Source organism: Paenibacillus sp. FSL R5-0470, from assembly GCF_037975205.1.
Lineage (GTDB): Bacteria > Bacillota > Bacilli > Paenibacillales > Paenibacillaceae > Paenibacillus_AQ.
On the sequence record NZ_CP150238.1, the window covers coordinates 5,219,819 to 5,233,949 of the forward strand.

13 protein-coding genes are annotated in these 14,131 nt (G+C 42.4%); 3 read left to right on the forward strand and 10 right to left on the reverse strand.

Annotated features, from left to right (window positions below; genetic code table 11):
- Positions 1 to 201 precede the first annotated feature (201 nt).
- The 4 genes from MKY99_RS23135 to MKY99_RS23150 form a co-directional block, all read right to left on the reverse strand.
- Entirely contained in the window at positions 202 to 1,911 is a 1,710-nt protein-coding gene (locus MKY99_RS23135) for a peptide ABC transporter substrate-binding protein (RefSeq protein ID WP_076284769.1), read from the reverse strand.
- A 151-nt stretch (positions 1,912 to 2,062) separates the two neighbouring features.
- Positions 2,063 to 2,449: a DUF3397 domain-containing protein gene (locus MKY99_RS23140; protein ID WP_076284770.1), complete on the reverse strand. Its 387-nt coding sequence runs from the start codon at positions 2,447 to 2,449 to the stop codon at positions 2,063 to 2,065.
- Between the two features lie 27 nt (positions 2,450 to 2,476).
- Entirely contained in the window at positions 2,477 to 3,433 is a 957-nt protein-coding gene (locus MKY99_RS23145; RefSeq protein WP_339266560.1) for a 2-dehydropantoate 2-reductase, read from the reverse strand.
- Between the two features lie 164 nt (positions 3,434 to 3,597).
- A complete protein-coding gene (locus MKY99_RS23150) occupies positions 3,598 to 4,248 on the reverse strand; it encodes an RsfA family transcriptional regulator (protein ID WP_042130271.1) in 651 nt (216 codons plus the stop codon).
- Positions 4,249 to 4,593: 345 nt separating this feature from the next.
- Here MKY99_RS23150 and MKY99_RS23155 point away from each other — a divergent pair, with 345 nt between their 5' ends.
- Positions 4,594 to 4,830: a DUF2626 family protein gene (locus MKY99_RS23155; RefSeq protein ID WP_042130273.1), complete on the forward strand. Its 237-nt coding sequence runs from the start codon at positions 4,594 to 4,596 to the stop codon at positions 4,828 to 4,830.
- A gap of 327 nt (positions 4,831 to 5,157) precedes the next feature.
- On the forward strand, positions 5,158 to 6,285 hold the full coding sequence (locus MKY99_RS23160; protein ID WP_339266562.1) for a hypothetical protein: 1,128 nt from the start codon (positions 5,158 to 5,160) through the stop codon (positions 6,283 to 6,285).
- Here the strand turns inward: MKY99_RS23160 and MKY99_RS23165 are convergent.
- Positions 6,277 to 7,398, reverse strand: coding sequence for an extracellular solute-binding protein (locus tag MKY99_RS23165; protein ID WP_339266564.1), 1,122 nt, complete (start codon positions 7,396 to 7,398; stop codon positions 6,277 to 6,279). The genes MKY99_RS23160 and MKY99_RS23165 overlap by 9 nt on opposite strands.
- Before the next feature lie 492 nt (positions 7,399 to 7,890).
- Positions 7,891 to 9,222 carry a PhoH family protein gene (locus tag MKY99_RS23170; protein WP_042190890.1) on the reverse strand — a complete coding sequence of 444 codons (1,332 nt, stop codon included), beginning with the start codon at positions 9,220 to 9,222 and terminating at the stop codon, positions 7,891 to 7,893.
- A 105-nt stretch (positions 9,223 to 9,327) separates the two neighbouring features.
- On the opposite strand from MKY99_RS23170, the gene MKY99_RS23175 reads away from it, so the two are divergent.
- Positions 9,328 to 9,903: a YhcN/YlaJ family sporulation lipoprotein gene (locus MKY99_RS23175; RefSeq protein ID WP_042190892.1), complete on the forward strand. Its 576-nt coding sequence runs from the start codon at positions 9,328 to 9,330 to the stop codon at positions 9,901 to 9,903.
- Between the two features lie 29 nt (positions 9,904 to 9,932).
- On the opposite strand, the gene MKY99_RS23180 is transcribed toward MKY99_RS23175, so the two are convergent.
- The 4 genes from MKY99_RS23180 to typA all read right to left on the reverse strand — a co-directional run bounded on the left by MKY99_RS23180 (position 9,933) and on the right by typA (position 13,930).
- Positions 9,933 to 10,385 (reverse strand): pyridoxamine 5'-phosphate oxidase family protein, encoded by a 453-nt coding sequence (locus MKY99_RS23180; protein ID WP_076299659.1) that lies wholly within the window; start codon positions 10,383 to 10,385, stop codon positions 9,933 to 9,935.
- 76 nt (positions 10,386 to 10,461) lie between these two features.
- Positions 10,462 to 11,583 carry an LCP family protein gene (locus MKY99_RS23185; RefSeq protein ID WP_339266566.1) on the reverse strand — a complete coding sequence of 374 codons (1,122 nt, stop codon included), beginning with the start codon at positions 11,581 to 11,583 and terminating at the stop codon, positions 10,462 to 10,464.
- Between the two features lie 83 nt (positions 11,584 to 11,666).
- Positions 11,667 to 11,963: a YlaH-like family protein gene (locus MKY99_RS23190; protein WP_042190898.1), complete on the reverse strand. Its 297-nt coding sequence runs from the start codon at positions 11,961 to 11,963 to the stop codon at positions 11,667 to 11,669.
- A 125-nt stretch (positions 11,964 to 12,088) separates the two neighbouring features.
- Complete coding sequence (gene typA / locus MKY99_RS23195; protein WP_042190900.1) at positions 12,089 to 13,930, reverse strand: translational GTPase TypA; 1,842 nt, start codon at positions 13,928 to 13,930, stop codon at positions 12,089 to 12,091.
- Positions 13,931 to 14,131 lie beyond the last annotated feature (201 nt).

Here is a 14,131-nt window from a genome sequence, read left to right on the forward strand (position 1 = left end):
AAATTTTTTGAGAGCATTATATTGATTTTATGAAAAAAACGGATTTTTGTCCATTTTCTAAATATGTTATAAATAACAATAAATAACAAATAGACGGAAATACAAAAAAAAGGGATATATATGGAGTTCCACATATATATCCCGAAGTATTGTGTTACTTCAGTCAACTAACTATTCTGTTTAAATTACATGAGCTAAATCTTAGTGCTCAAGCAAGTATCCACGAGTCAAGTCAATTGCACCACTGAAGTCAAGAGTAACACCTTTGAGGTACTCTTTAGTCAGGGAGTTGTTAGTGTAGTAGTACAAAGGAATCAAAACTTGATCTTGCTCGATGAGCAATTTCTCAGCTGCTGCAAACTTGTCTTGACGTACTTTCAAGTCAGTACTTGCTTTAGCTTCGCTGATCAACTTGTCATACTCAGGGTTAGCGTAACCAGTATCATTGTTACCGCCACCTGTTACCCACATATCAAGGAAAGTCATTGGATCATTGTAATCCGCAGTCCAACCAGCACGTGCAACTTGGTAGTTCAGGTTTTGACGGTTTTCAATAAATACAGCCCACTCTTGGTTAACGGTTTGTACGTCGATACCAAGGTTGTTTTTCCACATATCAGCAATCGCCAAAGCGATTTTCTTGTGACCTTCACTTGTGTTGTAAGTCAATGAGAATGTAGGCAGTTTATCCATACCTTCTTCTTTCAGACCTTCAGCAAGCAAAGTTTTAGCTTGTTCTAGATCTTCAGTGAAGTAGTTATCTTTAACTGCTGTACGGTATTCACCATCAGCACCAGCGATACCCGGAGGTACATAACCGAATGCTGGGAATTGTCCACCTTGTACTACATTGTCAATCAAAGCTTGACGGTTAATGGACATTGCAAGAGCTTTACGGATTTTAGCGTTTGTGAAAGGTTTTTCAGTGATATTGAATTCGTAGTAGTATACGGAAGCAATACCTTTACGGCTGAATTCTTTTGGAAGTTCTTTTTGCACGATTGGAATTTGTTCTGATGGAATTTCACCAGTTGGTCCACCGGCACGATCGTATTCACCATTCTTGTAGCTGAGTAGTTCAGTTGCACCGCTGTTTACAAGGGAGAAGTCGATTTTGCTAAGTTTAATGGCATCTTTATCCCAATATTTATCATTTTTAGATACAACAAGCGTTTGTCCAGTAGTCCACTCAGTAAGAGTGAAAGCACCGTTAACGATCATACTGTCTTTACTTGTTGCCCATTTAGCATTACCCTCAGTGGATTTGTGAATTGGGTAATAAGTATAGAAGGAAAGCAATCCAAGGAAGTATGGAGTTGGGGCTTCAAGAGTAACTTCTAGAGTTTTCTCATCAACCGCTTTGACACCAACTTGACTGAAATCTGTAATTTCTTTGTTGTAATACTTTTGAGCGTTTTTGATGTAGTACAATTGATAAGCGTAAGGCGCTGCAGATGCAGCAGCAGGATCGAGCACGCGTTTCCAAGCGCGAACGAAGTCTTCTGTTGTTACAGGATCGCCGTTGCTCCATTGTGAATCACGGAGTTTGAAAGTATATACCAGACCGTCAGCAGAAATGTCCCAGCTTTCAGCAACACCTGGTTCAGCTTGACCAGATTCATCATTCATGCGAGTCAAACCTTCATACATAGTCTTCAGGACTGTGTTAGCTTGGCTATCTTGTGCCAATCCTGGATCAAATGTTGGAGGCTCAGAGCTTAGGTTGATTCTCAATGTTTGGTCCGCAGCCAATTTCTCTTCTGTAGCCGCATTACCAGTTGCCGTGTTACCAGTGTTACCAGCGTTACCTTTATTGCCGCTGTTCGCGTTGTTTCCGCCGCAGCCAGCAAGCACTGTGCCGATAACAAGTACTAATGCAAGCATTAGCAATAGACTTTTACTCTTCTTCATCTAGCAGTTCCCCCTAAATAGAATGTGGTATATGGTTTATGATTATACAACCAGTGGTCAAAAAAATCTAGTGGTATGTTTTCAGAAAACTCTTTTTTTATTAAAACTTTAAACTTTTGTGACGTTGCCGCTTCACCGGAGCAGTGGAACATTACATCGCTTGTGATATGTACTTAATTAGCCCTACAAACATAAATAATAAATATCCGACGCTCATAAAAAAGAAGGAAAGTCTCCAAACTGCCCGAAATAACCGCTTCCCATCTACTTTTCCTTTCAGTCGATTCTGAGCGCCGCCAATCAATCCAGTGGATATTAATACAATAAGTAGTATAAGATAAAACCCAAAACCGTTATTAAACAAGTTGTTAAATAATGCGGAGACCGATAATAATAAAAAAAATGTAGTCACGTCCATAGCGAGCATAAAAGTTTTCTTTTTATCTTTTTTTAAGCCTCTTCCAATGAAATAAACAATTAAAAACGGTATTATTGGAATCAAGCTTAAAGTAACGACCGAATTCATCAGCAATCCCATAGCTTCACCTCTCCTCCGAGATCATACCTATATTCCCTCTACTAATTGGCAGATCAAGCGATGTAAAGGAACCAATGTTCCAGTGCGTTCTGCCATTTCTACAAGACTTCCATTGATCCAATGAATTTCTGTGCTTCTTGAAGCTAGAACATCTGCCAGCATGGACGAAGTATTGCCAGCCGTTGTCCTGCACACTTTAAGGATGTTATCCCACGCATCATGATCATAAATAATTCCGCAGGCATCATATACCATAGTAGCTTCTCTAAAAAGTTCTCTCATTAACTGCAGGCGCTCTTCTGAAGCAAGCAGTTCACCATTTGGAATACGCCAAATCGCTGTGAGCGGATTAATAACGGCATTGATTAGGAGCTTCCGGTAAATCATGGTATCCACTTCATTCGACAAAAAGGCTGAGAATCCTGCCATAATGAGAACTTCTATTAAATAATTCACTTGTAAATCAGTATGTATACTATGGGCTTGTCCATTCTTTAAGCTCCATTTCCCTATCCATACCTCCCCCGCACCTGCATGAATGACCTCAGTTAAAGACTTTCGCTTCGCAGCTTCTGTTGTTACGGCAGCATATAAATTAGCTTTCGGCAGCAAGTTACTGAGCATCTCCATATGTCCAATGCCATTTTGAAAACAAATGATGTGTACCTGTTGTTCCCTAAGAGGGGATAGAAATTCAGGTAAAACATTATGTAGTATGTCCTGTTTAACCGTTACTATGATCCAATCACTGGGCTCACGGAGATAGGCATCTGCAAATCCCTCTATTGGTGCGGACACAAATCGATCCCCCGAAATCGAAATTGGATCGTGCCCATCCTCATAGCTCACAGTTAAGCCCTCATCTTTTAATTTCCGGTACTGCTCTACCCCTCGACACCACAATCTCACTTCATTCCCGGACTGGGTCAGCCTCCCTGCCAAAAGCAGCCCAAGTGAACCCGCACCGATTATATCGATTTTCATCTGATCCTCCTGTTGATCTCAAACGCAATTTTTCTAAGTATAGCCTTAATATACCAAGAAGAACCGCCGTTGTCGTCCTCCATAAATGACAATACAAAACCAAAACGCCCGCAAATGGCGCTAATAAAGCGAACCACTTACGGGTGTTTTAGTTTGCCTATCTTTTATTCAATACGTTCTAAATTTCCGTTCCCATCCATTTTGAAACGAGTCTTCATTTCTTCTTCTTCTTCGTTTAAGAAAGCTAGCCTACGCGCACGATCCATAATCTGAATTAAAGCTTTGTAATCATCATTGACTACCCGGTAGTCACTTTGAGCAAGATTAACCTCTTTTGACAACCGCTCATTCTCAGATCTTAATTCTGTTAATTCATCTTCCTTCTCGCGCAAATCTCTCTCCAGCATTTTCAGCTGGCGTCCTGCCTCCTGGATCGTACCTTTCCATTGTCTCAGGAAACGTATAACCGCATCAATGGATAATGTGTTTTCACTTAATCCTTCGCCTCGTCCGAATTCCTCATCGGTATCCCCGAGAATCAGACCCGCTACCTGCGCTCCTCTTACCGACGGCTGCTTTTTCAGGTAACTTCTCTTTTGACGTTGGCCTTTAGCGATTCCAATTGCACCTTCATAGCTTTTTCGAACACAGCTGTTCCAGCGGAATCCGCAAGCAGCCGACGTTCTGCCGATTTTCTCACCCACTTCTTCAAAAGCAGCAAGTTGTGTACTGCCCTCCCGAATGTGGCGCAAGGTTACTTCTGCCAGTATTAGATCATCTTCTGCACTCCAAGCATCCTGTCTAACGGCTGTCATCCAACCAAACCTCCTAACAACATCTTGAAATAACCATCTCCATAACCGACAGCTCTGCCGGGTAGTGAATAGGGATAAAAGCTGCTTACTCCATTTCTATGCTTCTCATAGAGTTCATAGAATCTATTTGATACTAAATTGTATTTCCATTATCTGCCCACATCATACGCTTTAAGTAATAAATTCTCTTTTTTCAAGCACTAATCACTTCAGTCAATTATAAAAATCACTTTTTTTCAAGATTAGTGTATTTTTTTCAATGAATTCGTTTACACATTTTTACTGAACGGGTATAATAAGTCGAAGGAATATTCGTGAGATACATACTGGAAGGGGGACTCTCTCTTGGACCGCATGTTTCGGGTATTAGGTTTTTTTACATTGGCTATTGGATTGATGGCTTTCGCCGGAGGTCTGACAGAAATGGCCTTGCTTTTCTTTTTGCAAACCGCTTTTTTCGTAATTCTCGGTTATTTGAAGTTTACTGAAAAAACTTATGTCCTACTTTTCTGGGCATACATGATTTTGACTTTCACCGGTTTCAGCTATTGGACGATCTTTCAAATGGGTCTTCCACTATAAATTGCAGTGCTCTCTTGAAGCGGATGAGGTCCTTATCTAATAAGGATCACTTCCGTTTTTTTGTTTATCAGTTAATATATTATATATGAGGTCCCCCAAATACCTGTGTACGCATTGAAGGATAGCCTCACTTTGTGGGGATTTTTTGTATGTATGCTATTTTAGAAGGGTTAAACATATTATTAGTACATACATATATCCATTCAAAAAGGACCGGTTTTGCCGTCTTTTACGGACCGTTTCCGTTTCTACGAGAAATAGAAGGATGATTTATGGAGTGAAACAGATAAATTCTTATCTTAAATTCAAAAAAAAGGTGGTGGTGTGGTGCGCTCCCGCAATGCCCAAAGCCGCATGATGGCAACCATACTAATTCTCTTCTGCTGTACATTGTTTCCGTTACAATCTCCGATGTACCTGTCTGCCGATCCTAGCGGTTCTTTTTTCAATTCCTCTATACCAGATAATGAAGAAACGCGTAAACTTCTGGAGCAGACTTTATCTTCCGCAGAAATCGAACGGGAAATCATCAAGATTACAGCCGAACAAAAAGCGCTTGAAGAAAAGGTAGATTACCTAGAAGAGCAAGCTATCCAGAAAAAATCTGCTATCGCAAACCAACAAGAGCGTGCAGGCGCGGTCCTTCGTTCTTATTATATGGGGGATAGAGACGGTCTCTTGGCCGCATTTCTATCCGCGAAGAGCATTAGCAGATTTCTGGCACTATTCGATTATTATGAAATTATTATCGGAAATGACCGCAACATTCTCACACAATACGAGGACCAATATAAGGATTTAAAGAAGACCCTCCAGACTGCACAGCGCAGCTCGAAGGATCTTGCACAGCTGCGAACCGCTCTGGAGGAACAGAAAATTCGGGTAGCCGCGCTCAATAAAGAAATTGAAGGTGGGATTAAAGACAGTAGTGATCCTGATAATATGAGCGCTCTACTTCAAGAATTCACATTATATTGGGAGAATATTGGTTTGCGCGAGGTAAAGACTTACTTCAAAGCATTGTCTTCCGCAATGAATAAATTACCGCAGTTTGTCCAGAATCGAGAGGGAGTTCTTACACGTAAGGGGATGACTTATGTTCTGAATCTGAAGGAAGAGGATTTAAACGAATTCCTTCAGTCCCAGAATAAGCTATTTAACGATTTCGCATTTCATTTTAATGACGGAACGATTACTGCCACAGGAAAAAGTGGTGCTTTAGCCCTTTCATTAACCGGTCACTACATCATACAGGAAGAACCCATCAATGGACTTATATTCCAAGTAGATCATGTTGTATTTAATGGTCTCGAATTACCTGACACCACTAGAAGAACACTTGAGGAGGAATTTGATTTAGGCTTTTACCCTGGAAAAATCGTTTCTTTCCTCCGCGCCACAGAAGTAGATAGTAAAGAAGGCGTCCTTCAAGTTAAACTTTCTATCTCATTCTAAGCCTTCCTTGATGAAATCTTTGTACCCAGCCGCATCAATTTTTCCTGTAAGCAGTAAGGATACTGCTTCATCAATCTTACTCCAGCCGCCTTGGAATTCGACCTCCGGGGCGGTTTCTTCTGTCAGTAATAATTCGACTCCAAAAGGAAGCCTATATTTGAAATCATGTTCTGAACGATATAGGACATCCAGCGCAGGCAAACTTCCCGTGTTCTCCAGCCAATCCATTTGAGAATCCTCAGAAGTGATAAACGTCAGCCAATTCACGGCTTCCTTTGGATTTGGGGATTGAGCTGGAAGTGCAAAGGAACGGCTGTAATAAGATTCAAGTCCTCTCCCGTTACTTGCGGTCAGTGGTGCTTCAGCAACTAAAGACGAATTCCCGTGTTTTTTCCACTCAGATAGCGGTAGAGCAGCAACAGCAACGCTTCCGCTCTGAATCATATCCCAAACATCTTTGTTATATCGACTGGTAAGGTAAAAATAACTGCGAGCATTCTGAGTCCAATTTATCACTTCTTGATTATCCGATAGCAAGCTGCTGTTCATACTCTCCATAACAGCGGACAATCCATATGGATTACGTGTATCCATTGCGAGCAAATATTTCCCTTGCTCTTTAAGCACATTCTGAAGCAACGTGTTCCACTGTTCCAGACTTCTTGGTAAGGTAGTGAATCCCAGTTCCGCAAGACGCTGTGGTGAATAAACAAGTACATAAGGGTCAATATCCAGCGGCACTCCCCAATTATATCCGTTCCATTGCATCCATGGGATTAACTGAGTTAACGGTGCAGTTCCCGGAATGCTCTGATACACATCCACCGGCAATAAATATCCACGTGTTGCCCAGTCGAGAATACTTCGTCCATCCGCCATAACGATATCCGGGCTATCCCCGATGGTTAGATCATGCTTCAAAACTTCGTCTGCATCCTCGCTATCAATATTTCTTAATATTACCTTTACTCCACTTTCTAAAGTATAACGATTGCTTAAAAGCTCCAGTTCATTGAATTCCTCACTATTTAACGATACTGTTATGCGCAGGCTATCTATAGTTCCCTCTTCCCCTGAAGAGGGGTTCATCGACTGACTTTGTGGTTTTTTCATAGGATGTGGGTCGTTATTGGTACTCAATTCCATACTGGGTGACAAGCTTGTCAGCGATAGTAGTAAAATTGCAAAAAGCAGCCAATAATTTTTGCGTTTCAGCACAATTCCCCACCTTCCCCATGATTCGTCACCCCTATTTTACCAAACCAGCCGCTGCTTGTCTTTAGAATGTGAAAACGTTCTCTTTCTATTATATAGGGGAAACGACGAAGGAGTTTATTCGTGCATAATTCTTTGGTGAGCGAAGGGCGCTCCGTGTGCGGATTATTCTTCCGATCGCTGTTGTCCCCAGATTTATTGATTATATATCTTATCGGTATAAATCTGAAGACAAAGGCGAGCGCTGTCGCTTCTCCAGAACAATTCCTCCCCCTCCGCTAACCGCTCTCCATTTATGTATCATAACCTACTAAATTCCTCCGCCGTTTCTGGGCGGGCAGGAAAAAGCCGGGAGTTTATGCTTCTCCCGGCTGAAAAGAGGATTGAAGGTTAGAGAAGATCCGCTGCCAATTGGGCTAGGCGGGAACGCTCGCCTTTTTCCAAAGTAATATGTCCGCTAATCCCTTGCTGCTTAAACTTCTCAACAATATAACTAAGTCCGTTACTCGCAGCATCCAGATACGGATGATCGATTTGCTCCGGATCACCCATAAGAATCACTTTACTTCCTTCACCCGCTCTGGAGACGATTGTCTTCACCTCATGACGGGAAAGGTTCTGAGCTTCATCAATAATAATGAACTGCGCAGGGATTGAACGGCCACGGATATAAGTTAAGGCTTCTACCTGTATGCTGCCTAAGCCCATTAAGATTTTATCGATATCGCCAGCTTTTTTGGTGTCGAACAGAAACTCCAGATTATCATAAATAGGCTGCATCCAGGGTCTGAGCTTCTCATCCTTCTCTCCGGGTAAATAACCAATGTCTTTACCCATAGGAACTACTGGACGAGCAATAAGCAGTTTTTTGTATTTATGCTCATCCTCAACTTTGAATAGTCCGGCAGCAAGCGCCAATAATGTCTTCCCTGTACCAGCCTTACCCGTAATGGTTACAAGCGGGATTTCATCATTGAGAAGCAGCTCCAATGCCATTCGTTGCTGAGCATTTCGGGCGCTGATCCCCCAAACTGAATCATTGCCCAGATAAAGCGGCTCCAGACGGGTCGCATCACTATTCACTTTGAGAAGAGCTGATTTGCCCGTGCCTATCTCATCCTTGAGGATCACAAATTCATGTGGGTACAAGGGATATGACAACCCGAGCTGTTTAACCGTTAAAGAGCGGTGACTGTAATATTCATCAATCAATGCCGGATGTACCTGCAGAGATTGGTAACCAGTGTAAAGTTCATTTAAATCTCCAGTGCGATCTGACAAGTAATCCTCTGGCGTAATTCCTAGCACATCCGCTTTAATACGAACCAGCACATCCTTACTCACAAGCACTACGGGACGCGGATCAGGCTTCTCTTTCTCTTCGATTAAATAGTTGAGAGCTACAGCCAAAATCCGATTGTCGTTAGATACCTCACCAAACATTTCCTGTACCTTCACAAAACTGCGATGGTTAAGTTCTACCTTCAGCTTGCCTCCATGCTCCAGCTCCACACCACTATGCAAATGACCTAGCTCACGAAGTCCATCGAGCAATCGGGAAACCGTGCGGGCATTTCGACCGATTTCGTCAGCGTTGCGCTTTTTGGAGTCGATTTCTTCCAGCACAACCGCCGGAATAACCACCTCATGCTCCTTGAAAGAGAAAATCGAATTGGGGTCGTGCAAAAGCACGTTGGTATCTAGCACAAATATCTTGTTCATATTATCCCCTCCACAGCGCCTGGTTTGATTGATCATACATAACTCTTTCCGCCAAGGGAAAAGATAAGGTACAGAAACGATCTTGGCTGAAAGGAGTAATCACATATGAGAAAATCAATGTGTCTGTTGCTGGTACTGCTGCTATTGACAAGCTGCGGTATCGCTAATAAAAAGACATCACCCTCTCCTCAGAATAAACAATCTGCGAATGCTGTAAAGGGTACGGGAAACCATGAGGTTCGGCAATTGGCCAACGATGGTGCAACTAATCCTAAGGCCACCTCAAAAGCTGGTCACACCGTCAGTGTTAAGGGCGAAAGTGAAATTGCACTTAAGGACCATTTTGAACAGTTGGCCAAAAGAGTTCCTGGTGTGAATGGTGCACACTGTGTAGTCATGAACAAGGTAGCCATTGTAGGTCTTGACGTAGAAGGTTCTCTAGACCGATCACGTGTTGGAAGCATTAAATATTCTGTAGCGGAAGCTATCCGCAAAGACCCTAGAAGCGTACGTGCACTTGTCACTGCCGATATGGATCTCTCCAGCCGCTTAGCGGACATGAGCCGTCATATCTCTCAGGGACATCCAATTTCCGGATTCTCATCCGAACTGGCTGATATCATCGGTCGAATCATGCCGCAGCTGCCAGAGGATACTAAGCCGATTAAAAATGCACAGTAGAGGACAAAAAAAGCCCAGTGATATTCTCACTAGGCTTTTTTCATGGCAGCAAATACTTGTCCGTCCAGCTTCTCAGCGGCACGTCCATCATAAACCTTTGCATATCTTGGGGCGGATTCAAGCTGCGCTCCATAAAAAAGCGCGTTACGCACCGCCATAATTTCAACATCAAAGCAGCACATCTTGAAAGGTACATCCTGAAGTGGATCCTGCTTTACAACGGCACTGCCGTTAATAGCATAGACAGTACCCTCACCGAACACAGTGACGGTTACTAACGGGTTGACCTTCATGTTGTTCACGAGTCTGGAACGATGATCTACAGCCAGACGCACAGTACTAGGACTAACTGCATAAATCCACGAAATGGCCGTGGACGTTGGACCTCCTGATTCCGCATCAACTGTGTTGAGAAGAACAAAAGTTTCCGATTGCAGCATCGATAACAAGGTTTCGTTCAGCTGAGCAACGGCTTCGGACATAAGTACTGGCCCCCTATGCGGCGTAAATTCATTCAATTTATTATATTATAGCACAGGCTGAAACTTGCATTCAATTTTAGGGCGAAGTGTTATTAAGGACTTTAAGGCCCTCAGTGGATTCTGAAGTGGAATTAGCAGAAACTCCTGCTAATCGATCCTGCAAGCTTTTCTTGGCAGCCTCAAGCTCCTCATCATTAATATATACATACGGACTTCGCCACGTTCCAGTCACGGGCTTGAATTCGATATCATCTTTGGAAATCTTCCAATAAGTCGCAATCATATCTTTAATCTGCGAATTTTCGATATCAGTCTTCATATTACTATCCACTGCGTCAAGCACCTTACCTATATTTAATACTCCACCAAGCGATTGCATCTGATCCACCAGTGAATGAAGGACCTCATTCTGACGTTTGTTTCGATCAAAATCGTCTGAACCCTTAGTCTTAGGCTTGCAATTAGATTTACGGTATCGCACATAATCTAGCGCTTTATCTCCATCAAGCTCCGCCGGACCTTTTTTCAAATTGATATTCGTACCGTCAACGCTGTCTGTATAACACATATTATCGCTAATGTTGACTTTGACTCCACCAAGCTCGTCCACCACATCGCGGAAGCCTTGAAAATCCAGAATCGTTGTATAATCTACGTCAATATCTAGATATTTCCCCATCATTGTCTTCATTTCATCTTCTGCCAAAATACCAGAAGAATCTTCTTTCCCCTTAAAGCGAGCATAGAATTCGTTAATCTTCGTCTGCTTGTATCCATTGAGCTCAACTAAGGTATCGCGTGGAAGAGAGACAATGGTTGCTGATTTCGTCTTAGGATTAAGCGCTGCAACCATAATAACATCTGTCAATCTAGATTGATGTTTTGGTCTATTATCCGTACCCAGGATAAGCATCGTCAGTGGTTTTTCTGTAGCCGAATGTCCTGGGGCAACCGTTCCTTTACTACCTGCATTAAAGACCCCATTTTCAAGCTTCCAATACAGATAGCCCCCGTAGCCCAATACGCCAAGAATCGTAATAATGAGTAAGGTTAACAGGATTCTAACTAATCTGCCAAAAAAGCCTCTCTTTTGCGGTTTCTTCTTTTTTTTCTTAGGAGCACCCTTCACAGGCTGTTTTCTATTATTCGGTTGTTGACCACTTGCTCGTGGAGGTAAACTGCTGTTTCGTGTACTCATAGTAGAATAAAGTCCTCTTCATTTCATTTGGAATTAAAATTGCTACACTTAAATAGACGTTGCATAAGCAGTAAAAGTTTCGATTACTGTCTTTTTGCTGCAGCTGCAGCCTTTCTCTTCTGTCGAGCTTCTACGATATAACGTATCCGTACCATCAGCATTAATCCGACGGCGACCAGCAGACACTGAATGATCGGTAGCTTATCATGTTGAAAAATGAGGAGCATGCCGGAGCCGATTGCCATCATTATGTACAGCATAATCTCTTTGCCAATCGATAACTTTTGATTCACACGAAATACCTGATTATACACAAATGTAAGCAATATAAAAATAACAATATAAGCGACGATTGGATGCTCAGCAAACCAGACTTGCATAGATACCGCACTCCTCCCAAATTTAAGATACGTTTACATTATATCATCAGTAAGGGAAGTTTTTGTTATAAAAAAAACCGCCGAAAGTTACACCTCCGACGGCTCTTTACTATAATAAGCTGATCTTACGCGTTTGCTTGTGCCATTTTACGTTGCTTCTCTACACGTTCGCGTTCGCCTTTGTTCAGAATCTTTTTGCGCAAGCGAATGGATTTAGGTGTGATTTCACAATATTCATCATCATTCAAATATTCAAGTGCGCCTTCCAAAGAGAAGGTACGTGGTGTCTTCATTTTTACAGTATCGTCCTTACCTGAGGTACGCATGTTGGTAAGTGCTTTTTCTCTACAGATGTTAACGATAATATCGTTATCACGGGTATGCTCGCCTACGATCATACCTTCATAAATTTCTGTACCTGCATCCAAGAAGAGAATACCACGATCCTCAACGCCCACTATTCCATATTGTGTTGTTGATCCAGTCTCACTGGCTACAAGCACACCTTGATGACGTCCGCCAACTTGACCAGCAACCAGTGGAGCGTAGCTATCAAAAGCATGGTTCATAACGCCGTAACCACGTGTCAAAGTCAAGAAGTAAGTGTTGTAACCAATCAAACCACGTGCAGGAATCAGGAACTCCAGACGTACTTGACCCGTACCGTTGTTAATCATGTTGACCATTTCGGCTTTGCGAGTGCCCAGACTTTCCATAACAGAGCCCATGCTTTCTTCAGGAATGTCAATCATAAGACGCTCAAGTGGCTCCGATTTAACACCATCGATTTCTTTAATGATTACTTGTGGTTTAGAAACTTGCATTTCATAACCTTCACGACGCATATTCTCGATCAGAATACCAAGGTGAAGCTCACCGCGTCCAGAAACGATAAATGCATCAGGACTATCCGTTTCATCCACACGCAAACTCACATCTGTCTCAAGTTCTTTAAAGAGACGCTCACGCAGTTTACGGGAAGTTACCCATTTACCTTCTTTACCAGCAAAAGGACTGTTATTCACAAGGAAAGTCATTTGCATCGTAGGCTCGTCGATCTTAAGAACAGGCAGTGCTTCTGGATTCGCTGGATCAGCAATGGTCTCACCAATGTTAATGTCCTTGATCCCTGCGATAGCAACGATATCCCCTGCGCCCGCTTCTTCTGTTTCAATACGTTTTAAACCTTGGAACCCGAACAATTTCTCAATACGTGCGGTTTTACTCTTACCGTCACGCATAATTACAGTTACAGATTGACCTTGTTTGATCACACCGCGGTTTACACGGCCAATAGCAATACGACCCAAGTATTCGTTATAATCCATCAACGTTACGAGGAATTGAAGCGGGTCTTCTACACTTTCAGTTGGAGCTGGGATATGCTCAACGATTGTTTCGTAAAGTGAAAGCATTGTTTCATCTTGCTTCTCAGGAACCATGCTTGATGTACCATTAAGAGCAGATGCATAGACAACCGGGAATTCCAATTGTTCGTCATTTGCTTCAAGTTCGATGAACAAATCGAGCACTTCATCAATAACTTCCTTAGGACGAGCAGCTGGACGGTCAATCTTGTTCACGACAACGATCGGTGTAAGTTTTTGTTCCAATGCTTTACGCAGAACGAATTTCGTTTGCGGCATGCAGCCTTCATAAGCATCAACAACCAGCAATACACCGTCAACCATTTTCATAATCCGTTCTACTTCGCCACCGAAGTCAGCGTGTCCAGGTGTATCCACAATATTGATCAAAAACTCTTTATAAGTAATTGCTGTATTTTTAGCTAGGATTGTAATTCCGCGTTCCCGCTCGATATCGTTAGAGTCCATAGCGCGTTCTTGTACGTGTTCGTGTGCGCTGAAGATCCCCGATTGCTGAAGAAGCTGATCGACGAGTGTTGTTTTGCCATGGTCAACGTGGGCAATGATCGCAATGTTGCGAATATCTTTTCTTGAATGCATGATTTGTATCCAAATCCTCTCATTTATCAAATTAAAACTGTTAAAATTCTTAGCATGTCACGGCAGTCTCACAAAAGAAGCGCCAGGCAGAAAGCCGACGCTTCAACATAACATTAATATTATAGTGAAAGCACTATGAAAAGCAAGTCTTTTTATGAAAAAAACAGTTGGCAAATTCCGTTTTTTTCACAAGATCCAACA

What these genes read in the sequence shown, in the direction of transcription:
- MKY99_RS23165 (WP_339266564.1), bottom strand. Translation starts at nt 7,398, where the DNA reads ATGAAAAAACCACAAAGTCAGTCGATGAACCCCTCTTCAGGGGAAGAG.
- MKY99_RS23140 (WP_076284770.1), bottom strand. Translation starts at nt 2,449, where the DNA reads ATGGGATTGCTGATGAATTCGGTCGTTACTTTAAGCTTGATTCCAATA.
- MKY99_RS23170 (WP_042190890.1), bottom strand. Translation starts at nt 9,222, where the DNA reads ATGAACAAGATATTTGTGCTAGATACCAACGTGCTTTTGCACGACCCC.
- MKY99_RS23135 (WP_076284769.1), bottom strand. Translation starts at nt 1,911, where the DNA reads ATGAAGAAGAGTAAAAGTCTATTGCTAATGCTTGCATTAGTACTTGTT.
- MKY99_RS23190 (WP_042190898.1), bottom strand. Translation starts at nt 11,963, where the DNA reads ATGCAAGTCTGGTTTGCTGAGCATCCAATCGTCGCTTATATTGTTATT.
- typA (WP_042190900.1), bottom strand. Translation starts at nt 13,930, where the DNA reads ATGCATTCAAGAAAAGATATTCGCAACATTGCGATCATTGCCCACGTT.
- MKY99_RS23145 (WP_339266560.1), bottom strand. Translation starts at nt 3,433, where the DNA reads ATGAAAATCGATATAATCGGTGCGGGTTCACTTGGGCTGCTTTTGGCA.
- MKY99_RS23180 (WP_076299659.1), bottom strand. Translation starts at nt 10,385, where the DNA reads ATGTCCGAAGCCGTTGCTCAGCTGAACGAAACCTTGTTATCGATGCTG.
- MKY99_RS23150 (WP_042130271.1), bottom strand. Translation starts at nt 4,248, where the DNA reads ATGACAGCCGTTAGACAGGATGCTTGGAGTGCAGAAGATGATCTAATA.
- MKY99_RS23185 (WP_339266566.1), bottom strand. Translation starts at nt 11,583, where the DNA reads ATGAGTACACGAAACAGCAGTTTACCTCCACGAGCAAGTGGTCAACAA.
- MKY99_RS23175 (WP_042190892.1), top strand. Translation starts at nt 9,328, where the DNA reads ATGAGAAAATCAATGTGTCTGTTGCTGGTACTGCTGCTATTGACAAGC.